At 42.8% G+C, this 24,814-nt stretch carries 22 protein-coding genes; 6 read left to right on the top strand and 16 right to left on the bottom strand.

Going from position 1 to position 24,814, the window contains the following annotated elements:
- Positions 1–121: 121 nt before the first annotated feature.
- From FFM80_RS11300 to FFM80_RS11235, 14 genes are all read right to left on the bottom strand, one after another.
- Positions 122–1,594 (bottom strand): UbiD family decarboxylase, encoded by a 1,473-nt coding sequence (locus tag FFM80_RS11300; RefSeq protein WP_137640892.1) that lies wholly within the window; start codon positions 1,592–1,594, stop codon positions 122–124.
- Positions 1,595–2,096: 502 nt separating this feature from the next.
- Entirely contained in the window at positions 2,097–2,717 is a 621-nt protein-coding gene (locus FFM80_RS11295) for a cation diffusion facilitator family transporter (RefSeq protein WP_137640891.1), read from the bottom strand.
- A complete protein-coding gene (locus tag FFM80_RS11290) occupies positions 2,707–3,036 on the bottom strand; it encodes an ArsR/SmtB family transcription factor (RefSeq protein ID WP_137640890.1) in 330 nt (109 codons plus the stop codon). Before FFM80_RS11290 ends, FFM80_RS11295 begins: the two co-directional genes overlap by 11 nt.
- Positions 3,037–3,294: 258 nt before the next feature.
- The gene (locus FFM80_RS11285; protein WP_137640889.1) at positions 3,295–3,642 is read right to left on the bottom strand and encodes a hypothetical protein; all 348 of its coding nucleotides are present in this window, start codon (positions 3,640–3,642) and stop codon (positions 3,295–3,297) included.
- A 19-nt stretch (positions 3,643–3,661) separates the two neighbouring features.
- Positions 3,662–4,210 carry a hypothetical protein gene (locus FFM80_RS11280; protein ID WP_137640888.1) on the bottom strand — a complete coding sequence of 183 codons (549 nt, stop codon included), beginning with the start codon at positions 4,208–4,210 and terminating at the stop codon, positions 3,662–3,664.
- 122 nt (positions 4,211–4,332) lie between these two features.
- Positions 4,333–4,986, bottom strand: coding sequence for a TetR/AcrR family transcriptional regulator (locus FFM80_RS11275; protein WP_137640887.1), 654 nt, complete (start codon positions 4,984–4,986; stop codon positions 4,333–4,335).
- Between the two features lie 95 nt (positions 4,987–5,081).
- Positions 5,082–6,278: an ABC transporter permease gene (locus tag FFM80_RS11270; RefSeq protein WP_137640886.1), complete on the bottom strand. Its 1,197-nt coding sequence runs from the start codon at positions 6,276–6,278 to the stop codon at positions 5,082–5,084.
- Entirely contained in the window at positions 6,278–7,000 is a 723-nt protein-coding gene (locus tag FFM80_RS11265) for an ABC transporter ATP-binding protein (protein ID WP_137640885.1), read from the bottom strand. Before FFM80_RS11265 ends, FFM80_RS11270 begins: the two co-directional genes overlap by 1 nt.
- A gap of 211 nt (positions 7,001–7,211) precedes the next feature.
- A complete protein-coding gene (locus FFM80_RS11260) occupies positions 7,212–7,487 on the bottom strand; it encodes a hypothetical protein (RefSeq protein WP_137640884.1) in 276 nt (91 codons plus the stop codon).
- A 152-nt stretch (positions 7,488–7,639) separates the two neighbouring features.
- Positions 7,640–9,172, bottom strand: a complete 1,533-nt coding sequence (locus tag FFM80_RS11255) for an Ig-like domain-containing protein (RefSeq protein ID WP_137640883.1) — start codon at positions 9,170–9,172, stop codon at positions 7,640–7,642.
- Positions 9,173–9,337: 165 nt separating this feature from the next.
- On the bottom strand, positions 9,338–9,703 hold the full coding sequence (locus FFM80_RS11250; RefSeq protein WP_137640882.1) for a hypothetical protein: 366 nt from the start codon (positions 9,701–9,703) through the stop codon (positions 9,338–9,340).
- Positions 9,704–9,743: 40 nt separating this feature from the next.
- The gene (locus tag FFM80_RS11245) at positions 9,744–10,001 is read right to left on the bottom strand and encodes a Mor transcription activator family protein (RefSeq protein ID WP_137640881.1); all 258 of its coding nucleotides are present in this window, start codon (positions 9,999–10,001) and stop codon (positions 9,744–9,746) included.
- 85 nt (positions 10,002–10,086) lie between these two features.
- The gene (locus tag FFM80_RS11240) at positions 10,087–10,359 is read right to left on the bottom strand and encodes a Mor transcription activator family protein (RefSeq protein ID WP_137640880.1); all 273 of its coding nucleotides are present in this window, start codon (positions 10,357–10,359) and stop codon (positions 10,087–10,089) included.
- A 233-nt stretch (positions 10,360–10,592) separates the two neighbouring features.
- Positions 10,593–11,321 carry a hypothetical protein gene (locus FFM80_RS11235; protein ID WP_137640879.1) on the bottom strand — a complete coding sequence of 243 codons (729 nt, stop codon included), beginning with the start codon at positions 11,319–11,321 and terminating at the stop codon, positions 10,593–10,595.
- Between the two features lie 71 nt (positions 11,322–11,392).
- Here FFM80_RS11235 and FFM80_RS11230 point away from each other — a divergent pair, with 71 nt between their 5' ends.
- The gene (locus FFM80_RS11230; protein ID WP_137640878.1) at positions 11,393–12,589 is read left to right on the top strand and encodes a helveticin J family class III bacteriocin; all 1,197 of its coding nucleotides are present in this window, start codon (positions 11,393–11,395) and stop codon (positions 12,587–12,589) included.
- Between the two features lie 1,025 nt (positions 12,590–13,614).
- On the opposite strand, the gene FFM80_RS11225 is transcribed toward FFM80_RS11230, so the two are convergent.
- Both FFM80_RS11225 and arsC read right to left on the bottom strand, forming a co-directional pair.
- The gene (locus FFM80_RS11225) at positions 13,615–14,712 is read right to left on the bottom strand and encodes a glycoside hydrolase domain-containing protein (RefSeq protein WP_171001094.1); all 1,098 of its coding nucleotides are present in this window, start codon (positions 14,710–14,712) and stop codon (positions 13,615–13,617) included.
- Positions 14,713–15,601: 889 nt separating this feature from the next.
- Positions 15,602–16,006, bottom strand: a complete 405-nt coding sequence (gene arsC, locus FFM80_RS11220) for an arsenate reductase (thioredoxin) (protein ID WP_137640876.1) — start codon at positions 16,004–16,006, stop codon at positions 15,602–15,604.
- A 300-nt stretch (positions 16,007–16,306) separates the two neighbouring features.
- On the opposite strand from arsC, the gene FFM80_RS11215 reads away from it, so the two are divergent.
- From FFM80_RS11215 to FFM80_RS11195, 5 genes are all read left to right on the top strand, one after another.
- Positions 16,307–18,283, top strand: a complete 1,977-nt coding sequence (locus tag FFM80_RS11215; protein WP_223877349.1) for a glycosyltransferase family 2 protein — start codon at positions 16,307–16,309, stop codon at positions 18,281–18,283.
- A 23-nt stretch (positions 18,284–18,306) separates the two neighbouring features.
- A complete protein-coding gene (locus FFM80_RS11210) occupies positions 18,307–20,223 on the top strand; it encodes an ABC transporter permease (protein WP_223877348.1) in 1,917 nt (638 codons plus the stop codon).
- Positions 20,224–20,806: 583 nt separating this feature from the next.
- Positions 20,807–21,892, top strand: a complete 1,086-nt coding sequence (locus tag FFM80_RS11205; RefSeq protein ID WP_137640875.1) for a bifunctional glycosyltransferase family 2/GtrA family protein — start codon at positions 20,807–20,809, stop codon at positions 21,890–21,892.
- Complete coding sequence (locus FFM80_RS11200) at positions 21,879–23,855, top strand: glycosyltransferase family 2 protein (RefSeq protein ID WP_137640874.1); 1,977 nt, start codon at positions 21,879–21,881, stop codon at positions 23,853–23,855. The genes FFM80_RS11205 and FFM80_RS11200 overlap by 14 nt, the downstream gene beginning before the upstream one ends.
- Before the next feature lie 56 nt (positions 23,856–23,911).
- The gene (locus FFM80_RS11195; protein WP_179951413.1) at positions 23,912–24,748 is read left to right on the top strand and encodes a hypothetical protein; all 837 of its coding nucleotides are present in this window, start codon (positions 23,912–23,914) and stop codon (positions 24,746–24,748) included.
- Positions 24,749–24,814: the final 66 nt, after the last annotated feature.

The raw sequence follows: 24,814 nt of genomic DNA, 5'->3' as shown, positions 1-24,814 counted from the left end.
AGTCCCAATGAATTCTTCTCATCAGCACTGTTGTTTAATTGATTTAGTTAATTTGACTAATTAATGCCCGTAACTGGCGGTATTGGCGATCATCACTAGTCAGTTCAACTCAAAATACACTTTATTTTAAATACTTTTCCCAATCCGGCACTTCTTTAAATTGGGCCCGTTCGAATTGGTCTTTCATATCAAATGGCACCGTGCCATCGATAACTAACTTCGAACTCATCCCTTGGAAGCGGATTGATTTAGGATCATATTGCGGCCGCTCGGAGGGGTCTAAGGGATGATTCCGCATACCAGGTAAGACGATTAAGTCCTGATCCGCTTGAAAACGCGTATTCATCGTCCAGATAACATCATTCATATCGAAGATATCCACATCTTCATCCACTAAGATCACGGTCTTTAATTCTTTAAATGCTGAGAACGCGAGTAAGGCCGCTTGGCGTTGAATCCCTTCATCGGCTTCATTTTCCTTATGAATCTGCATAATGGTCATTAGCTTTCCACCACCAGCCGGCGGATTATACACATTTAAGACTTTACCAGGAATCGCACGGTCCACTAACTGCAAGATGCTGGCTTCAGTCGGAATCCCAGCCATGCTGACATGTTCTTCGGAAGGGCCGATCACACTTTGCATAATGGCATGTTCGCGATGGGTAACGGCCGTCACTTTGATAACTTGTAACGCCGGATTGGCATCGCCATCATAACCCGGAAATTCTGGCATGGCTTTGCCAGTATGCGTGTTGATATCTTCTTGAATCCGTTCGTTTGGCATGATATAGCCTTCCAACGTATATTCAGAACGCGCAATTGCCTTTTCATCGACGGTTACCCCATCGACTAATTGGACCGCTTGTTGTCGAATCGCACCGGCTACACCGAGTTCGTTATACCCGAATGGCGTGGTCGGTGGCTCAAAAGTCGCCCCAATGGTCACGGCCGGATCTAACCCAATATTAATCGTAATCGGCATTGGCTGGTTAGCCGCTTCATATTCAGCGGCAAACGCGCCGATATGCCGACCACCGGGCATGATATAGATCCCTAATTTATCCTTATCTTCTAAGACCATCCGATGAATCGTCACGTCACTCTTGGATTTATCCATATTTGACCCAAAGACAACACCGACCGTAATATAAGGCCCCGCATCTTGGGGCGTATTGGTTGGCGCTGCCACTAACTTCCGAATATCAAAGTCAGCATCAGTGGCTTTGTGGATAACTTCGTGTGCAGGTGCATCAGTCTCCGCGACCGTCACCGGCGCGATTGGATTTGAAACCGACTCATTCAAGAATTGGCCTAACGTTTGGTAATCATGATGAAACATCTTACCCACCCGGCGCCGACTCGCCATTAATCCCATTAAAACCCGGGTATCTGGAAAACCTTTCACGTTATTAAACATCATCGCTGGCCCTTCTTGCGTTGGCCGCTGCACCGTACCACCGGCACCAATGTAGCGATAAACTCCAGAAAGTTCAGCATTGGGATCAACGGACACATCGGTTTCGTGATATTGCTTAGGATCAGCCTTAAGCTCAGCCAACACCCGCCGTAAGTCCCATGGTTGTTCCGCCATCAATGATCATCTCCTTTAAAATTTACATACTTAGCATACGGTCTGGGGAGCTGGGGTTCAATTCGAAAACGGCGGGTTTGTTATTCTTGGATGGAATAACAGAGTGTGAACGAGGACGGGTTGATGGCGAGCATTGCCTAGTATCCAGCATTACTCGGCGAACTTCCGAGTAGTGCTGGATGCGTAGCAAGCGGAGTCATCAGTCCGAGTGAACACGTTTCAGCACTAAAACTAGCAAAAAGAGCCCTCAAAACTTATCCACCAAAACAAAAAAACAGACCAATCACCCAATCACCCCCAAAGTCCTACCAATATTTAATAACCTAAACTAACAAAATCCCCATAGTTATGCACTTATCCCCCAACTTACGCACAGTTTTCCCACTCAAAGTGATTAACTAGACCAAAAATAAAAGTTATCCACCAGTGGACAACTAAAAAAGCACTGATTTGACTGGAAGTTATCCACAATTTTTCCAGTCAAATCAGTGTTTATGCCATTTTATTCACTTTTACCGCGACCCGTTTGGAACGATTCCCAGCCTTCACTGGCAATAAAATAGACTAAGACTAGTGCTGCGACCGAATCGGCCCACCACCAATTAAGTAGACTCGTAAGCACAGCGCCAATCAACACCGTTCCTGCCATATAAGCACATGTAATATTGCACATGCCATCTTCAACTAACGCTGGTGACGATAACGCCTGCCCCAAGCGCCGTTTTCGTAAGGCTAATAACGGCATCAAAATTACTGACGCCACCGCAATCGCCATCCCCATCGGACTTTCGTTGGCAACTTGGTGGGTGAATAAGTTAAATAAAGAGACTGCGGTCACATAAACCGATAACCCTAACAGAACCGTCCCAACAACTAATGATGACCGTTGTTCCGCGCGTTCAATCTCAGCTTGCGGTGCCCCCAGTGCTTCTTTGCGTAAGCGCCAAATCAGTGTCCCGCCAGCAATGATTTCCAAAAAGCTATCCAATCCAAACGCAATCAACAGAATCGACCCCGCTTGTAGTCCCGCGGTTAAGCCGACCGCAAATTCAAAAACCATCCATCCCGTTGAAAAATACTCTGTTCGCATACTTTGTTTCACTAAAGTTGTCTTATTCACCATGTCGCGCCCCCCGAATAACATGATCCGCATGAGCTAACATCTCATTAATCACATCTAAAATATGCGGATCATCTAATTGATAATAACTCGCCTTCCCCACTTTGTGCGCACTCACCAGCTGATGTTGCCGCAGTAAGGCTAATTGATGGGAGACGACCGATTGTTCCACGCTCAACAATGCCCCGAGTTCACTCACATTGAGCGCCTGTTGTTCCAAGACGTACAGTAACTGTAACCGAATCGGATTGCTGAGTAATTTAAAGATTCGGTCCGACTCTTGTAGTTGCTGTGTCGGAATTAACTTTGGTTTAGCCATCATATGTTACTCCTTTCATATGTTGATAATAACATATATAAAATTAAAGTAAACAAAAATTGGCTCGACCAAGATGGTCAACCCAATTTTTGTTCATTTTACCGATTTTTGTCGCGCCTGTTTCACTAGCTGAGCGGCGTGAAACAGATTTAAAATTGCGGTAATAAGTAACCCCGCCGTCAAAGTTGTTTTTAACAATGGTTTTAAACGCATCACAATCACTCCCTAGGTCGTCAGTGTAACGCTAAACTGACACATCACCTAATCGGAGGATTTAACCTTATCCTGCTTCTTCAGCCAAGCAGCCAACCCATAACCTAAAGCAAAAATAAGCGTCAACCCTAGCCAAGCCACCACTAACACAGCTAACACAACGCCCAGTAGTTGCCACCGTAACCCGGTATTTGCGACTAGCCAATCATGCCACAAGCCATTTAAAATCGGGTGCCCCCTTAACAGGTCAATCGGAATACTGAGAATAGCAAACCCGAGACTAATCTTGAACCAACCACTAGCCGCAGCCATCGCCTTTTTAATTATCTGAGCCATCATTTTCACATAACCACGCTTTCCATTTAAAAAACCAGACATACTCTTTAAGGCTACCATGCCCCTCACTAACGCTGACTTAATAAGATGTGCCGTACACTTCCCCTGGAAAGTGCATATCATGGTAACGACGAGCCAACTGTTGAGACGTGAAATAATGCTCATACGCCCAAGTCCCACAGCTACTAGTCTGACTGAGAATCGTCACCGACTGTCCCATTAACCGCTGCTGACTGACTTTAAAATCCCAGCCAGTTCCCAACAGTTGATTCCAACTACGGACATTCAACCAATTCACGCCACTCATCACTCGTTGCCGTGCCACGGCCCACGTCGGGTGACGCACCAGTTGACTAGGATTTAAACCTAAGACCCGTTGATGAACTTGCAATCGATGTTGATAAGTCGTCCCGCTTTGGCGTTCAACAGCTCGGAACTGATGCGTCTTAAAGGTCACCGTATCGTAAGCGCCGTTATCATCATAGTGGTACCAAGTCCGTTGCCAGCTGACTGGGAAATCCGCTAACGTCATCGTTGTCACGGCCGCACTCGACCGCTTCGTAATTGAACTCAACAACAAGACAATGATGGCTAGCACCAACAACCCAGCATTAAGTTTGCGCCGCATCAAAACACCCCCCAGCTATTAGTATAGCTTTAGGTTCGTTTAAATCAACTTGATAAATCAGTGCAGCAATCAAGAAAAAGGCTAACAACCGTTAATCAGTTGCTGGCCCTTTTCGGCTCAACCTACTTGGCAGGAGCCAAACCATGCATCAAGAAATCCAACGCGTCACGACTGGCCTGTGCGGCATCGAAATCAGCCGTCGGTGCAAAGAAGATCTGGGGCAGCACATAACTGGCCACTGTGCCGACTAAGTAGCGCACGATACGCATATTGGGCCAATCAACCAGCTCGCCGCGATCTTTAAACCGCTGCAACGCCGTCCCTAACTCGCCCGCCACCATCGCCTCTAGCTTGGCAGATAACGTCGCCACAATGTTAGGATTGCGACTCATTTCTTGCGCAAAGACTTTGATTTGTAGCCGATTCTCAACCGCAAACATCATTCGATCTTGAATGGCATACTGCAAGAAAGTCTCCAGATCATTCAAATCATTTGTCTTCAATTCATCTAAGAATTCCGTCGCCACCATTGGCACGACATGCGCCAGCACCGGATTGACGATTGCTTGTAAGATGCCTTCCTTAGTCTTGAATTGTTTAAAGACCGTCCCTTCAGAGACCCCGGCGGCCTTAGCAATCTCACTTGTGCTAGTCCGATCAAAGCCTTGTTCGGCAAATAAGGTTAAGCTGACTTGCAGGACAGCCTGCTGCTTAGCGGATAACTTCGAATTCGCCAGCGTCTTTTTAAATAAAGTTTCTACACTATTTACTTGCATTCTGGTACCCCACGTTCATTTTTCAAAAGCTTGCCTCTCTAGTATACGTTAAGCGGTCAATTGCGCCAACTTACTGCTGTATCAGGCTCAAGCCCTTACACTTTGCGATAACGTTTCAACCCCACAATATTGAGGAACGTCAAGACAACTAAGAAGATGAGCAAGATGCCAATATCAAAACCTAAATCAAAGATGGACCGCCCACGCATGATAATATCGGTAACCGCATCACCCGCATACTTGATGGGGATAATATACGAGATATCCTTGACCCAAGCGGCCATCGAATCCAAAGGAATGATCCCAGAAAAGAAGATTTGTGGCACAATCACCAATGGTATAAACTGCATCATTTGAAATTCAGAATTGGCAAACGTCGACAACAAGATTCCAAAGGCCAACGCTACTAACGCTAAGATCAAGTTGATCACAATCACACTCGCCATGTTTCCAACCACTTCGGTACCCAGTAACCAGACCGTTACGACAACGATTAGAATCGTTTGAATAACTGCTAAGATACCATAACTTAACATGTAGCCAAAGACAATCGAAGACCGTCTAACCGGCGTCGCTAATAGTCGATCCAAAGTCCCAGTGGTCCGTTCTTTTAATAAGGCCATCCCAGAAATCAGGAAGACGAAGAAGAACACGAAGAAGCTCATTAAGATTGGCATCATCTTAGCGAAGTAACCAGTATCCTGATCACCATACACATAATGATTCGTAATCTTCGGTGACTTTTGACTAGTCGACTTAGTGGCAGTCGTGGTAGCCGCTTGTTGGGCCGCAACCGCCTGACCACTAGCCTTAGCCTTGGCCACCGCTTGTTGTTTTTGAAGGGCTTGGAGCTGAGCCCGCAGCTTAACGGTTGCTGTCGTACTCTGCTTTAAAGCAGACTTCAATTGATTAATACTCGTGGCCGTCAACGCATTCTTAAACGCTAATTTTACAGTCGCCGTCTTCGTCGAGTCGGTATTCGCGTACGTTAAGCTGTAATTACTACCGTTCTTCTTAACAATGGCGTCAATAGTTTCTTTGTCTAACGCCTTTTTAGCGGCGCCTTGGGTGTTATATTTTTTAACAGTGACATGCTTAATATCAGCCATTTGTCGGTTCAGCTTGTGACTCACAGAAACCGTGCCAACCGTCACATTAGTTGCTGAATTGGTGTTAAAAATCACACTCATGAGTAACATGATTAAGATGGGGGCGACAAACATCAAAGCTAACGTCCGTTTGTCACGGAAGAGCTCCTTTAGCACCCGGTTCATAATTCCAATAGTTCGCATTAGTCAACCCCCTCCGCCTTTAAAAAGACATCTTCAATCGTCGCAACTTGATAGTGTTGTTTCAAGGCCGCTGGTGTGTCGAGTGCCATGACTTTACCAGCTAATAGCAAAGCCACGCGATCACAGAGTTCAGCTTCATCCATCACATGGGTCGTGATTAAAATACTACGGCCTTCATCTCGAATCCGACCAAGTTCAGCCCAAATCTGTCGCCGCAATGCGGGATCAATCCCAACGGTGGGTTCATCTAAAATCAATAAGTCCGGCTTTCCCATTAACGCGATTGCTAAGGATAGCCGCCGCATCATCCCACCAGAATAGCCTGCAACTCGTTTATTCAAGTCGGCCGTTAAATCCACGACTTTCGCCACGTAGTCAACTTCTCGGTTAATCTCACGCTTGGCGAGTCCTTTCATTAAGCCATAAAACTTTAAATTTTCCCGGCCGGATAAGGCATCATACAGCGCATCAGTTTGCGCCATGTACCCGATACGCCCAAGCAACTCACGGTTCGGCATCGTCGTATCAAAGACTTTGGCAGAACCGCCACTGGCAACTTCCATCCCGAGAGCCACCTTAATAACTGTTGACTTACCAGCCCCGGATGGTCCAATCAGCCCCACGATTTCACCCGGATTAACAGTTAAATTAATATCTTTTAGAACAGTTTGGTGACCAAACTGCTTAGCTAGATGCTGTAAATCAATCATTGCTTGACCCATAATTTTGCCCCCTAATAACCTGTATTTATTGATAGTCTTCTTAGTAAGTGAGTAGTTACTCACTAAACATTAATGAGTATATACGCACCGCTTCACGCTGTCAACATGGCGCGTCAATTATTAACTCACCAGACTAAAAAACAGTGACTAAAATCGTCACTGCAGGCTGATGACGCTTATCCACTAATTTACAACTAATTAGGCTAAAGCGTCATTTTAGATGATCTCCTTTTGCTGTCTGAATCGTCAAATTAACCCAACGCCGGGAATAGCCATATTTGGTGGCCAATGCCTGAGCATTGTGATGCGGTGCTTGTTGTAAGATCCGTTGTGCAACCAAGGCACTATCATAGAGATGCGCGGGAATTGAAATCCGCATTCCCTGGTAAGTCTGGAAAAATTGTAACGTGGCTGTCGGACCAATTAATGTACTCATTTCCCGTAATAACGGATGCCAACAATCTTGATTGGCTAAGTCTTCCTCCAAAAATGACCCCTCCTGCATCGTTCTTATAAATATAATTATAGTCAGTTGATTTAAGCACTGCTAGTCACTTAAGACTGGTAGAGTTCCTTACGTTTGACCGACAAAAAAGCCTGCCAAATTGACAGACTTTCTGAGTAACTACATTTCAATTTTTAGAACCAATGCCGAATTAAAGCGCCAGTACCTAATGTTAAAAAGGCGACTAATCCGCCAATCAAGCTTAATGCTTGATGACTGGTTTTAGATTCATTGGTTTGTGGTAACTTTTGATTCTTCGTAACCGCTTGAGCATGATCCGTATTAGTCGTAGTTGGCGTGGATTTAGCCGTCACCTGTTTAGCACTAGATGGCTTAGTGGCTGCCCGATTAGCATCGGTCGCTTCACTTGTCGTCTTTGCAGATGCTGACTTCGTAGAACTACTTTCAGATGGTGTCACTGCTTCATTTTTGTCGTCAGTTGATGAAACGCTGCTGGAATTCGAACTTTCAGAAGAACTATTTTCACCAAGATTTACATTCGTATCTGTATCAGGTTCTTCGGGTTCTGGGAATTCTTTGTCGTAACCTTCATCAGTATCAGTAGTCCCATTATCTTCTTCATCTGGTTCTTCAACACCAACACTTGTCCCGCCATCACCGTCGCCATCGCCAGGTTCAGGTTCCGGATCTGGGTCGGGGTCAGGATTGGGAGTAGGTTCTGGGTCGGGATCTGGCTTTTGAGTATTCTCATTCCCATCACCAGTCCCACCGTTGCCAGTGGATGATGAAACCTTTCCATTAGCTTCTTCGGAATTAGAGCCGCCAGAAGTACCGCCGCCCCAAGTCATCACGGCTTTATTCCGGAATTTATAACCAGAATGAATTAAACTTTCATCATCAATCTTAGTATAATAATCAATTACCACTAAATTACTGACCGTATCTTTAAACGCTAGATCAAAGCCATTATCATGGTAAATCACATCATACTTATCAGAGCTAATTTTATCCCGACGCTTATATGAAGAATTACTTGACCACTCCCCATCATAAACGCTGATATCTTTAATTAACGTCTGATAGTCACCAATCGTATCGCTAATTTTAACATTCTTCATATCAATTTCACGACGATCGACTAAAATAGTCCATTTAACGGTACCGTCAGCTTGGATAGTCCCTTTTTTAGACATATTAGCATCGTTGGACACCATATTGATGGTTGACTGATTATTTTCATTAAAGACGACATCCTTTTCACCATAATCATCGCCACGATATTTAGTCGCTAGATTAAGTGTCATCTTATCATTAGTCTTACCTTCCAACTGGTCATTCATGGTCACCACAACTTGACCTTCACTAGTCACTTCTGCAGTCCCAACGGTATTTCCAGCGGCATCCTTAACATTAAATGTATCACCAACAGACTTAGCTTTTAAGTTGCTTGGCAAATCAACGGTAATCGTGTCTCCGCTTTTCAGCTCTTGATCACCAAAGTCCAGATTATATTGAACATTAATCGTATCGCCATGCTTAAAATCTGGCCCATTAATGACCGTTGCTGATGTTAAATAGTTCGAATCCGTCGCGTTAAAGTTCGCTGCGGACGCTTTCGCTGGCAATGCGACCTGACTGACTAGTAAAACGATGACTAAACTAACCAACCCCAATAGCCACTGCCAAACTCGACCCTGTCTCTTCACAATAATCCCTCCATTAATTCCTTTATCTAATGAAAGTATACGTTAACCATTCAGGGGACACAATAGGTCTTGGGCGAATAGTTAGGGAAAGTTCTATTTGGCTCTAGTTATAAATAAAAAAGAGTTGCTCAAGCAAACTGACTCGAACAACTCCGTATTAATGGCTTATGCCGGATTGACCATTTCTGTGTACCCATTTTTGATTAATTGCTGCTTGAACCAGGTGTCAAACATTAAACCATTCAAAACTGACCAAACAAGGTCAACAATTAAACTGAGTGACCGACCCAATATGACCTGTAAAGCTAAATTAATCACAATCATTACAATAAGCGGGATACCAACTTTAGTCCCAAACCCCGGCGTCTTATACTTCGAACTCAACACCGCATAGAACCAAGTGAACAAGAATCCTAACCAATTAAATGACCCTTTAACAACCTTTCGATCAACTTGACCATCGACTGTCTTAACCATGACCGTATCTTTAGTGACCCGATGACTAAAATCAAACAATGCTGCAAAATCCATATGAATCTCCTCCAAATTTAAACTAATCCTTTTAACCGTCTCATGCTTTGCCAGCCAATACTCGGACGACCCAGCGTTGAGAATAACCATAATAGTGCGCTAACTCGGCTTGATTATGACCATTGAATCGGCGCCGAATCTGCTCGGCGGCCAGTTCACGATTGTACAAATGCAGCGGTAATGTCATCTGACTGCCCTTGTAATAATCGAACACGGCCCACATCCCTTCCTCACCCACCAAGGTTACTAATTTCTGATAAAAAGGCTGCAACGCGCTTTGATCCACTGACTCCCGCAAACACCCTCACCTCCTAAGTTAAATTTATAAGAACGTGGCGGTCTTTGATAGCTGACTAATGCATGTGACCTTACATGGCACTGCCCTAGTCACCTTCCTTGAACTCGTCAGTTGCGGACTTTAGCACCCGTCGCACCCACCGTTCTGAATAGCCGTACATCCGCGCCAGTTCACGCACATTATAATTTTGTGCCTCCATCCGAATAATCGGGACCAGCTTCGTTCGATCATAGAGATGGGTGGGAAACGTCACCTGAATGCCCCGTTGCTGTCTAAATATTTTTTCAACATTTTCCGGACCGACGATTTCATACAGGTCGGCATAGATACTGTTTAAGGCCGCTACTTTGATTGGCATAGTCACTAGTCACTCCTCTTGTATTTGATGACTTTAGTTTAGCAAGTGGGGGTGTCACTCAGTGTCCAGGTAATCATTGAATTTAGGGTATATAAAAAGCCGTTACCGTTAAGTAACGACCGGACACTTAATTAGTGCGACAAGCTTAATTGGGACAGTTGGTTGGTAATCGCATCTAGATTGTTTCAATTTCTATTTAGTCCTAAAGTTTTCGTATTTTTACCACGCTCCGCTTAAAGTTGGTAATCAGAGCTAACTCGCTTCGTCCATCCCTTGATTTCTTTATTATCTAAATCTCGTACATACATGAATTTGTCGCCCTCACGTGTTCGTGTAATAACTTTTGACTTAAATACCTGTAATCGATCCTGACCATTATTAATGTAATCATTAGTGACAATCTTCGCTTTATATTGCGTATAGTTTGGCGCCGTCATCACCGGTGAGTTAGCCAGGTAGTATTCCCAGTTCCAGTCAAAATCAGATTGCATCTGTGCGACTGTAGTCGTTTGTGCGTGCTTTATCCCACCACTAAACTTGTTTAGTTTTTTACCACCGTATACGTAACCATGATACTTACCATTCATCGTCACAACCCGATAATATACTGAACCATCGGCAGCGAGTCGATATCCATAGACACGGAAATAATAACGAGATCCTTTATAGGTGTCATTCCGATGGTCATGTGACAGATAATAAGCGCGATCTTTTTGCGTGTAAGTTCCCATTCGTTTCATGATTGACCGTGAAAGGACCATTTTGGCACTCTTATCACGCTCTGGCTTAGTAAATAAGCCATATTTACCAGTTGTTTCTACATTTCTTTTTGAACCACTTGTTTCCAGCTCTGTATATGGTCCGAATTGCCCTTCTGCATGTACCGTCTCATTAGTAAAAATTATACCTGACATCATTCCAATGGCAATCATGCTAGTTAAAACTACTTTGTTATTCTTCATCTTTTTCTCCTTATGACAAATACCCTTCAACCATTTCTTCGCAGTATATCACAGAATTGCTATAATGTATTTTGTATTTTTACAATAATAAAAACATTATATTTTGTGCTTGTTTTTCTCTTCATTCCGATTACTATGAAGACGATAAAAAATCATTAAATATGGACGATGGCCCCGGTTTAGTATCCGCTGAAGAGATTATTCTTACTCCTGAGAACTTTGAAACAGAAGCTGCCTACAATAAATTCATGACGCAGCATCCAGAAGCACTTAAGTCTAGCGAACCAACTGAAGAGGCTATCCAACCCAAAGTCACCCTCAAAAATGCCAATGCCGACCTAGAGCTTACTTTTATTGGGCTTCCTAACAGTAACGTTGTCCAATCTATTTATGTTGGCACAACCAACGCTTACGCTTTGCAGTTTGTCAAAGGTGGCGTTAAACAACTTTTGTCCAAGCGCAGAATGAATAAAGCAAAAAAGACTGCAACTCGCGTTTCAACAATGACGCTATACAATTTCGGTCATGGTCAAACACTACAATACTTCTCCCATAAAGGAAAAGATTACTTTTGGGTCGTCTGTAAAGCAACAAATTTAGCGGTTAAAGGCTTAGAAAAAGGTGATTTCAACTGGGGAATTCAAATCGGGCGACTTCAATTCAGGGATAATACCACCATCAACAGCTATACTGACATTCCACGCTTAGCCGGTATTGATTCAGCTAATAAAACCGGTAAACCTTACGGAAAGGTTTACCGTGTTGAAGCTGCGCTCTCCAGTGACACACACTTTCTGATGATTTGGATGAAAAACACCGCAGCAGGCATCCAATTTTCATACTACAATGTCAATACCCTAAATACGATTCTGGATAGCAAAGAAAATCAAGCTTCTAAATGGGGTGGTTATGACGATCTTCGAGTACGTGAGGCATGTAAAGGCCAGGCCCAGTTTACCAATGGTCAATGGTCAGTGCCTAACGGTGTATCTTTCCAAGGATTTGAATTTTCCGATGGTCAAGCAATCTACATTTCCAGTGGTTCCCAGTCTCAAATACCTAAAATTGGCAAGTATTACTGGGGACACGGGACACCAAGTGTCATCGTTGCGTTGTCTTACCCTCAATTTGCAAATAGAAAAAATGACAACGAAGTCGAAGGCATCCAACTAAAGGGTGATTTCATTTATGTCAGCCAGCATTTCCATAAAAGTAGTTCAAATGCTGTGGCCCAACTTGTTTTTAGAGTACCTAAGAGTGCATTCTAAAAACTGATACGTTTCCTAGAGACTAAAAGAGATACGGTTCAAAAGATCAGTAATATCCTTTCTTAAAGGCATTACTGATCTTTTTATGTGTGCTACAGGTCTCATCTAGATTAAGGGCTTTCAACTTACAGTCTCCACGGTTCCGGTTGATTTTCAATCCGTCCTAACACTGCATTCAAGATTATCATATTCACCAATAAAGTCTTACCTACAAAGTAATTAACAGCTTCTAGCTTCATGCATATTATATTGACATAAATTTAAATTAATTCCTGTTCTCTTATGAATTATCTTATGTCTTTTTTATTAAAATCCCCGATCTGAAAGCAGATAGGGAAATAAACCTACAAATTCCATGACACACAGATATATCGGTATTATAAAAATATCTTCGATTATCGTTTGAATTATAAGTAGTCGATAAAGCTTATTAACTGCATTAATTTGCTGGCTCGACTTTTCAAATTCTTTATTGATTACCTTTTTCAACTTTTTCCAAATCCAATTTCTTTTCATCTGGGTAAACAATTTTAAAAACAGAGCAATAGTAAATATCAATTGTGTTAACATTGCAAAAATTTCAGATTGCTCATAAATTGACAGAGTTGTTGTAATCATTACCATAATTTCTAACACTCGAAAAAACTTGCTTACTTTATTTAACATCTTATCTGTGTAACTAACCTTTTTAAAAATATGTTTGGAAACATATAATTTAACTTGTCTTTTAAAGTACCCGTCTATAATAACTACAAACACCCTGCAAATTGTCAGAAAAGTAAACAACGTTACCAGATAATTAAGGTCTTCATGATCAAAAAAATTAAACAGCAAGCTGCTCGGGTAAAATGTCATTGTTTTACTGACCACCATTCATTTTTATTTGATACCTATAAACTCAGTGTACCTAAATTAAGTCGGATTACACATATATAAAAGGATGGTCTTAACAACCACCCCATTTGTTAACCTTTAATTAAACAAAAATTATTAATTTTCCCAGCAAATATTTATTCAGCTATACCTTATTTGAGAGTCGAAGCCATTCCAGACACTAATAATAATGCTGCACTAGCACTTGTCCCTCCTGTTCCTGGAGCGGTAGAAAAGCCAATTGCTAAAACACCAACTATTGCAAGCCCCAACACAATCACATAAACTAAATCAGGATCTGGATTTGATACTATGTGACGTTGAATATTTTCGATGTCATTATAGACTTCTACTTCCTGTGGTGCTTCCATTGGTAGTCCTCCGACATTCCAATAAATCTCTATTTCAACTGAAATCTTAATAGTGGAATTATCACAAGATTCTTGTTTCGCACTAATAATCATCTTAATACCAATGCGTCCATCTTTTGCCACTGGTCCAACTTTAATAAATCCGTTATCTATTGCTGGCGCTAATTCATTGAATAGAGTTTCGGCATCATCGGAGTCTTTCTGTTTAAAAACATTTGGAAAATGTTGAAGGGGCGCGTTTAAACTAGTAGTAATCCTGCCATTCGTAATATCAACTTTTCCCAATTTCTTGTCATCACCAACGGTAATTTTATCTGACCACTTCAAATGATAATCTGCAATTGGCGTATAAATATCCTTTCTCATTTCAAGAGTAAAATTAGTTTGAGCAAAGATAGCCAGCGCTGGAACACTGTTAACTATATCTCCCATGATACTAGCGGGTGTAATGTCACAAGCCTCAAACTCCGATGTTCCCTCATCGCGACCTGAAGCAGCGACTTGGTCAATTCCCATATCGGCAGTAAGGTTATATTCGACAAATTGGTCAAATGCCCAATTTTTTGGCATTTTGAAACCTAAGTTACCCGAATAACCAGTAGACATATCAGAAACAAAGCAGGTTGAAACTACACCTGTCTCAGTTGCCTTGGTACAGACATTTCTAGTACCGTATATACCAATTTTATATTGCGTACAGCTAACAGCTACGCCAGTAATGTAAGGAATAACCGTACCTGGTATATTTCCATCTTCAATATCCATATCAACAGCAAAATAGATTGTTGCGGCTTTTTGCGCTTTATATCCGTCACTTATCCCTTGCGCATTATTGAAATAATTTTCATTCAAAATAATATTAAAATAACTTTCTTGCAAGAAAATTGAATAAATGCAATTACATTCGTAACTACCTGATGTAGTATACGTATGTTTTTCAAGTGTTACAATGAATATTTAAAAATTAAATTTATGGTTACAATAATAAAAAACACATTATAGACAAGCTGTAAACTGTACGAGTTAACCGATTACATTATAAATTCCATAATTATTAACCAAACTACCACCGGTTTGTTCTTAAATTCTTAATATTCAATTATACAAACAAACCTGAAATCTTATCATCGCTTTAACAATGAATAATTTCAGTTAATTTTTGTCTGAGAAAGCTCAGTGACTAAATCGGGATGTGGAAATAGGTTAACAATGTTGAGTGCAAGTTTAGATAGCCGATTAGAGAATAGGTGTTTCAACTCAGGAAAGGTTTGTTGAAGAACCGCATGAAGTAACGTACGCTGGTATTTGATATCCTTCTGTATGTGTAAATAAAAACGGGTTAACTCACAAATTCGTTGATAGGTCACAGTAAATTGATGAGAATATGGTTGTGGAACTCAGATTGGCCATTTCCAATATCAACCAGAAGGTAAAATTGACTATCCACAGATCACAAGAATTTCAAGTATCAACCGAGCCAATGAAAAAGGCCCCTCTTTTGGTACATTAAAGTGCTGTGAGGCAGCCCTAGTAAACGAGAGTATTTGCTCATTTATTAGGTTTTGACTCCATTTTTTCTTTGTGTTGACTCACCAATGCCTGTCTTACCCGATAACTCCACGATTGGGGCCTGTTATTTAGAATCTAACTAATATTGTTAATTAACTAGCACAACGTGTAACTAATATATTTGCTCATACAAAAAGCCCTACACCTATCAGACAAATAAGTGTAAGACGTCTTAAAAGTAACAATAACGACTTCCTAATTATTTTAATGCTAAAATACGCTGCTTAATCTCATCACGAACCGACCGAAAAGCCGATAATTGTGCATCTTCAGTTCCAGTTGCTTGGGCGGGATCTGGTAAGGGCCAATGCAACTTTTTGACGCTAGGCGGGGTTACCGGACAACGGTCACGGGCATCGCCGCATAAAGTCACAACTAGATCACATTGCGCTAAATACGCCGGATCAATCAAAGTTGATTGTTGCTGGCTAATATCGATCCCCACTTCAGCCATCACTTGAACTGCCCGTGGATTCAACCCATGTTGCTCAATCCCAGCAGAGGCCACGGTCCAGTCCGCTGGTAATAATTGCTTAGCAAAGCCTTCTGCCATCTGACTACGGCAAGAATTCCCCGTACATAAAAAGTAAATTTGCTTGGTCATCACCCATCACCGTCCTTTAAATTAACTTTAGTGTCCCATATTTTGGGACTTCTCACAAGTAAGCTTAGGTTTGAGATTTTCAATCTTTAGTTTATTAAAATTAACGGTATAATTTAACTTAGTAGTGATAATTTTGAATAACTACTAAATTAAAAACTAATCATTAATTCATATTTGATGCTAGTTAACTGTTCGCTAATTAACAATTATTGGATTTTTTATCGACTTTGCCGTTTTTTCTAAGCAGACGAATTCCTAATCTATAAATAACATCATAATTAATAGAAAGGTACTATGTCTATGCGCATTTCTTGGCATCGTAAAATCGTCTACGTGCTCGCAATCGCATTATCCGTCTTGTACTTACTCTGGCGGGTACTCTTTACGATTCCGTGGCACGCCCATTTATTCACCCTGATTTTTGCGTTAATGCTGGTTGGAAGTGAAATTGTATCGAATTTAACGGCCTTTGTGCTGATTATTTTCCGTATTTTAGAATCTAAAAAGAACCATAAACTAGTAATTCCTAAATTTGATTTATCGCAGCCCGTCCCCGCTATCGATGTCTTAATCGTGACTCATAATGAAGACGTGGCGTTGCTACGCAAGACGGTTAATGCCACCACTTTTATGGATTATCCGGAAAAATATAAAGTCCACATCTATATTGCTGATGACGGTAATCGTCCCGAGGTCCAGCAGCTCGCGACTGAGTACCACGTCGGTTATATCACGATGGAAAATAACAAGAAAGCCAAAGCTGGTAATATCAACCATGCAATGGCACAACTGGATTCACCGTTATTCGCCATTTTTGACACGGATATGATTCCGTTCTCGAACTTTCTCATGAGTAGTGTGCCGTTTTTTACGACTAATTGGGCACAGCGAGTCGCAGATGATAACGAGACGAAACCACTTGGCTTTGTACAAACGCCACAAAGTTTTTACAACGCCGATATTTTTCAATTTAACTTATTCTCCGAAAATTACGTAGCCAATGAGCAAGACTACTTCTCGCGCGATGTGAATGTGCTTAACGGCTACAACGAAACGGCACTCTTTACCGGGTCCAACGCCGTCTTTTTACGCGCCGCCATTGATGAAGTCGGCGGCTTTCCAACTGATACGATTACGGAAGATTTCGAACTCGGCACCCAAATCAATATGGCCGGTTATACCAGTCTGGCAACAACCCAACCCGTCTCTAGCGGAATTACCCCGGTTGATGTTAAAGGGGTTATTAAGCAACGGACACGGTGGGCGCGCGGTGTCATTCAAAGCTGTCGCAACTTGCATATTTTTTGGAATCCGCGACTTTCCTTGATTAACCGGATTATTCTCATCAACACGTACTTGTATTGGTGGACGTTTACCCGGCGCTTGATTTATATTGCGGCGCCACTGCTATACGCCCTGTTTAAAGTTCAAGTTGTTAATGCGAACTTCTGGGTGCTCATGATTATCTGGGCACCTGGTTACTTCCTATTACACTATGTTCTAAGTGATGCTTCTAGTAAGATTCGCAACGAACGCTGGGGCGAGATTCAAGAAACCTTCTTCGCGCCCTACTTATTTATTCCCGTTTTTCTGGAAACGATTGGGATTAAAGCTAAAAAGTTTAAAGTCACTGAAAAAAACGTCAAGTTCTCGTTCAAAGACCGGTTGTACATCTTACCGTACTTATTCTTATGGTCCATGACGTTACTGGCTATCATTAAGTTCAATTACGGCAAGTGGGGGTCCGAAATTATTGTCGGCAGTGTCATTACCTTCTGGCTCGTGATGCATTTTATCAACTTGAGCTTCTGCCTGTTCGTCTCAATGAAGCGCGATATTTATCGTAAGAGTGAGCGGTTTGCTCGCGAAGCCCCCGGGAAAGTCCTGATTCCTGGCACTAATCGTTGGGCCCGCTTCACCACCCGAGACGTTTCCGAAGGCGGCTTCTCCTTTGAATTCAAAGATCAATCGATTCGCATGCCGCAAGGACAACCTTTTAGCGGCATCTTATATCGTCACCATCACCCGATCCGCTTTACCAGTAAAGTTGTGCGCGTCGTGGAACGCGAACCGGTCTGGTATGCTGTCACGATTAATATTGAGCAGGCTCGTGACCAGAACAACTATTTAGAGCTGATTCATGATGGTGATAATCAACTCTTGCCAAAAGCACAAGATAACTGGATTACGCCACTGGACGAGTTGCATATGAACGTCCTAATGCACCTTAAAAATATCGAACGAACCTTAACCAGCTTTATGCGCCAAAATTCTTAACGCTTAGATTGTGAGTGACTATCGTGTCAGTTATTGGCTTTATCATTTTTATAATCGCCCAACTGGGGTACACCGGGATGCTACGGCAACTTGGTGTCAATAAGTACCTCTCATGGATTACGGCCATGATTGTGCAGACATTGTTATTGTACACGCTTGCAATGCTCAATCTACTACCATTTGCGTTAAAGGCTGTCATCTTGCTTGGGGTCAGTATTGAAGTCGTCCGGATTGCCCTGCTATTCTTCAAGCGCGGTCAGTTGGCTTTTGAAGGGATTCACTACTTTGATATCTGGATGCTCGCTATCGGGATCATCCTCGGTAAAGTCCTCTACGCTAGTCCTTTACTACATTATGATAACTATTCGCATTGGGCATTGATTGTTAAGTTTCTCCTGTTCCAAGGGCATCTACCAACTGCGGCTGAGCCGTTAATTACCTTTACGTCCTACCCACCGGCAACAGCGCTATTTATCACGCAATTTGTCAGCTGGGTCGGCTTTAGTGGCGGCGCCATGTTACTCGGCCAATTCTTATTAATCTGGGCTTGTTTCTATGCGACTTTCGCCGTTTTACGGGATCGCTCTCGCGCCTTGAACGCCTTTACACTCTGCTTCGTGATTTCAATTACCAATGTCTTTAACATTGCGATTCGGATGAATAACTTGTTAGTCGACTTCATCTTACCAATCGTCACTGCTGCCGGGATTGCTGGGGTCTACGCGTATCGCGAACACCCTAAGCTGCAGGTATTCACCGCCGCCATCTTTAGTGCTGAATTATTGCTCATTAAGAACTCCGGGGCCATGTATGTCGTCATGATTGGTTGCTATTTATTTTATGTCCTTATGAAACAGCCAACCGGTCATTGGTTTAAGCGCTGCGGGAAAAGCTTAGGCTGGACAGCACTCAGTATGAGCGCTGGCTATTTGCCTTTCTTTTGGTGGAATCAACATGTTCACGCTACCTTTGCGGCCGTTTCAAAACATCAGATTAGTACCCAAGCTTATAAACATCAGCTAGCTGGGGAAAGTTCAACGGTCATCATGAAGATTGGGCATAAGTTTCTCCAACAAATTCTCAGTTTAAATTCGCTATCAACGCGAGGCGTTTTGCTGATCAACCTAAGCCTTTTGATTGCTTGGATCGTCATTCGCCTATTCATGCATAAAAAGAATAATTTATTGGCCACCTTAATCGCCCTGGATATCAGCTTTATCGCCTACTACATCAGTGTCTTCGCGATGTATATCGTCTCCATGCCATACGCGGAAGCCATCTTGTTAGACGGCTGTGAACGCTATTTATCAAGTATGGTGATTCTAAATTTGATGTTAGGCGCGATGGCACTAGTCGTCGCGATGGACCGTGCTTACTTTGAACAACGGATTTCTAAACGATCACTACGGTCGTTTCACTCGATCATCACGAAGAATATGTATCAGATTCTGGCGCTAGGCTTGATGATTTTTTCCGTCATTCTGATGTTCTCAGAAATCAACGGGATTCAATACAACAACACACTTGGTAAAGAAGAATTACCCGTGCAGTTACCCAAGCTGGCCCCACAGACCACGACGTTAAATCATACGAAGATCTTACTCGTTGATCCACACATTAATGATGTCAACGATTACTTTACTGGCTATGTGGGTCGCTACTACTTCTTCTCCGATAAAGTTGTCGGTCAAGAAAACTTTATGTTATCGAAAAAAGCGTTCCGCACGGCTTTAAATCAGTATCAATATGTGGTCATTCCCGAATGGCATCGGACCTTCACTAAGATGGCTTGGCAAGTGTATCATCAACGGCTCAAAACCGGGATTTTCAAAGTTACGCCAACAACATTGCATCGGGTTAAAAATATTCATGTTAGTCAGGCTAAGACTAAGAAACCGACACACTTTCACAATGAATTGGATCATTTGGCACTGCGGTAATTGAGTACTAATTTGCCACTCTGGTTGGGCCAGCATCGGCTGGAACGTGGTGGCCGCGTTTGCGAGCCATAGGGCGGTCTCGCAAGCCGGGCTTTATCTAAGTCGGAAAATCACCGACCAAGATAAACGACACCACTGAGCCAATGCTGACCCACCCGGCGTTAATTAACTGGGACCTTGTAATAGGAGTCAAACAACGATTCTAGCAGAAGGATTAGTTTCTGAAATACTTTTCTTGTACCAGTGTTTTTTCGAGACTAGACCAACCATCAGTTTTGACGCTCAATGGTTGAAAAAATAACTATAGCCTTATAGCAAAAAAATTAACTTAGTTTTAGTCGTAGTGACCAGCCAGTTCGCTGTGTCGAGCCACTTAGCTGAGTGTTTTTGCTTAGGTTAGTGGCTGGTCAACGGAGACGACTAATCAACCAGCATGTCGTAACTGTTCCACCAACACTAGAGGAACAAAATAGTTAACTGACATCATCAGAATAAATTATTAAGTTTAAGTAAATCAATGTTATAATTAAATTGATATATCATTAACATTATTTAGGTATATTAAACAAAAGGGGTAACGACAATGGCCGCCATCGGAGTACTAATTCCGGCACTTAATCCGGATAATAAATTAATAAAACTTATGAATGAACTTATTACGATCACCGCACCCATCACCGCCATTATTGTGGTCGATGATGGCAGCGATGCCCAGCATCAACCCATCTTTACGCAATTGGGGACACTAACTGATTCACGTTTACATATTCTGCATCACCCGCAGAATCGTGGTAAAGGCGCGGCTTTAAAGACTGGCTTTGACTACTGTCAGCGCCAACTGCCGCAACTGACCGGGATTGCCACGATGGATTCCGATGGCCAGCACACCGTCGCCGCGCTGCAACATTGTCTACAACAGTTCGCACAGACGCCACACGACTTGGTTATTGGCGTCCGTCAATTCACGGAGACCATTCCGTTTCGCAGTCGCTTTGGTAACTTGTTGACGAGTAGTTTGGTGCGCCTGTTGACGCATCAATCGATCTCCGATACCCAGACCGGCTTGCGGGTCATTCCAATGACCTACGCCCAGCAATTAATCAACTTTCCAGGTGACCGGTTTGAATTTGAATTCGATATGTTACTGGAAGCGCGCAAATATGATGTCAAAGTGACTGAAGCCCCCATTCCCACGATTTACTTAGATGGGAATAAGTCATCGCACTTTCGCGTGATCCGTGACTCAATCGCGATTTACTCGCGCTTCTTTAAGTTTGCTGCCAGTGGGCTGGCCTCATTCTTAATTGATATCAGCTTGTTCTACTTGGTCATCTCTTTGATCGGTAATCACGTACTCAACAGTATCCTGATTGCCACGGTCATTTCACGGGTCTTGTCGTCCATCGCTAACTACTTGATCAATCATCATCTGGTCTTCGATCATGCTGGTCATCAGACCTTGATCAAGTATGGCCTGCTCTTTTTAGTGCAGATGTTTGCCTCGGGTTATTTGACCAACCTGTTGACCTGGGCACTGCCTACGACTAGCGGACAATGGATGCCGACCTTAGCCAAGATGATCGTTGACTTTATCTTATTTATTATCAGTTATCAAATTCAACGCGATTTTATTTTCAAAGAAGGAACGCCATCACATGTCCATCATTAAAAAAATCACCTACGTTTTAGCAATCGTCCTCTCAGTCATTTACTTAATTTGGCGAGTCGTTTTTACGATACCTTGGCACGCAGGTCTTTTGGTCTTGATTTTTGCTTTACTCTTAGTTGGTAGTGAGATCATGTCGAACTTAACCGCCTTCATCTTAATCTTCTTTCGGATGCTGGCATTTAAGAACAAGCTCAACTTAAAGATTCCGGACTACGATCATACACAACCATTACCGGACGTTGATATTATTATCGTGACCCATAACGAAGACGTTGAATTGCTCCGCAAGACAGTCAATGCGGCCACTTTCATCGACTATCCCGACCCGCATAAGGTGCATATCGTGATTTCAGATGATAGCAATCGGCCCGAGGTTAAAGCCTTAGCAGCTGAATACCACGCCCAATATTTTGGAATGGATGATAATCACGATGCCAAGGCCGGCAACATTAACCACACGTTACAATTCTTACACTCGCCATTATTTGCGATTTTCGATACTGATATGATTCCCTTTTCTGGCTTTCTAAAAGACACCGTACCGTTATTTATTGAAAACTTTAAACAATTAGCTGACGATGACCAAAATGTGAAACCACTGGGGTTCGTGCAGACACCTCAGAGTTTCTATAACGCCGATATCTTTCAATTTAACTTATTCTCTGAAAAAATCGTACCGAACGAACAAGACTTCTTCTCCCGTGATGTGAACGTCTTAAATGGGAGTAATGATACGGCACTGTTCACCGGTTCCAACGCGTTATTCTTACGCGAAGTCGTCGATAAAGTCGGTGGGTTTCCAACCGACACCTTGACGGAAGACTTCGAACTGGGAACTGAGATCAACATGGCCGGCTACATCAGTCTAGCAACGGCGCAGCCACAGTCTAGCGGGATTACCCCGATCGACTTAAAAGGCGTCATCAAGCAACGGACACGTTGGGCCCGCGGCGTTATTCAAAGTTGCCGCAACTTGCATATCTTTATTAACCCGAAACTCGGCTGGAAAAACCGCCTGATTCTGATCAATACGTACTTATATTGGTGGTCCTTTGCTCGACGAATCATTTACATTATTGCGCCAATTCTTTACGCACTCTTTAAGATTCAAGTTGTCATGGCAAACTTTTGGATTCTGATGATTGTTTGGGCGCCCGGGTACTTCTTACTACATTACGTCTTAAAAGATACGTCCGATTCGATTCGGAACGAACGTTGGGGTGAAATTCAAGAAACCTTCTTTGCGCCCTACTTATTCATTCCAGTTATTTTAGAAACACTGGGTGTTAAGGCGAAGAAGTTCAAAGTGACCGAAAAAAACGTGACTTTTTCAATTATTGATAAGCTGTACATCTTGCCGTACTTTTCACTCTGGCTAGTCACCTTAATTGCCATCGTCAAATTCAACTATGGTAAGTTTGGCTCCGAAATTCTGATTGGGAGTGTCATCACGTTCTGGTTGTTGATGCACTTTATCAACTTAAGCTTCTGTCTGTTTATCGCGATGGGTCGGCCAGTATATCGCAAAACGGAACGCTTTTCCCGTCAGATTGACGGTGATATCTGGCTAGGCAACAGTTGGCAAGATATGCGCACCAATGACGCGTCTGAAGGCGGACTCTCATTTCGCCTCAGCGGTGACACCCGCGACTTGGAACATTCACAACTCTTACAAGGACAAACCGTCAAGCTACGACTGCCATCACACGGTCAGTACGTGAACTTGACCGGCAAGATTATGCGGGTCAGCCACTACAATGCCGACTTCGCCTATAGTGTGCAATTGACGGTTCCCAATGGCGATGACCGCAATCATTATTTACAACTCATTTACAATGGGTTCAATGACACCTTACCACTGACGCAAGACACGTGGATCTCACCATTCGATGAGCTTTACACCAACGTGATGATTCGCTTGCAGAAGTTAGAACGGCGGGTCAGTCGGCTAACTCGGTTTTGATGTTTAGTTTGATGGGCAATTTGCAGGCTTAATGACTAGTTAGATGGGGGCACTTTATGGCTTGGTTAGGTTTAATTATTTTTATTGTTGCGTTGATTGGCTACGATGGGACCCTGCGCTACTTAGGGATTAGTCCTTATCTAGCGTGGATTACCGCGATTTTAGTCCAGATTCTATTACTGTATGCTTTTGCAATGCTGCAACTACTACGGTGGGGCATCTGGATTGTAACTGGACTGGGTATCCTCTTATTTGGGATTCGGTTTGTGCTGGGCTTCATGGGAAAAGGCCGGCTCAAATTTGAAGGGTTGCATACTTTTGACTTATGGATGATTGCGCTCGGTCTCGCGATGGCGGATGTCTTATATCATAGTCCGCTCATTCATTACGACAACTTCTCGCACTGGGCGGTTATCGTTAAATTTTTAACATTTGAAGGCCGCTTGCCCGGCGCTCGTGATACGATTATTTCATTTACATCATATCCGCCCGCTACCGCCCTCTTTATCACCGACTTTGTTTCCTTAACGAAATTCAGTGATGGCACGATGCTGGTCGGCCAATTTATCTTAATCTGGGCGGCGTCCTATGCGATTTTCGGGGCGTTGCGCGATCGGACACGCGCCCTCATGTCGTTAACGTTATGCTTCACCCTGGCAGTGACGTATGTCTTTAACATCGCCATTCGGTTGAATAACTTGTTAGTTGATTACGTGTTGCCTATTTTGACGATTGCCGCGCTGGTCGGGATCTACGTTTATCGAAAACATCCCGGGCTACTGACGGCACATACGGCGATCTTTGTCGCCGGGTTACTATTAGTTAAAAATTCAGCAACGTTTTTCGTGGTCATTATCGCGATTTACTTGCTCTACACCTTAACTAAAGGTTGAAAGTACAAAAACAGACCACACACCTTGATACAAAAGGTCTGTGGGGTCGGATATTAGTATTTTCAG

The sequence above is a fragment of the Lactiplantibacillus dongliensis genome, assembly GCF_005405105.1.
In the GTDB taxonomy this organism is placed as follows: Bacteria; Bacillota; Bacilli; order Lactobacillales; family Lactobacillaceae; genus Lactiplantibacillus; species Lactiplantibacillus dongliensis.
This window is presented reverse-complemented; position numbering and strand designations above follow the sequence as displayed.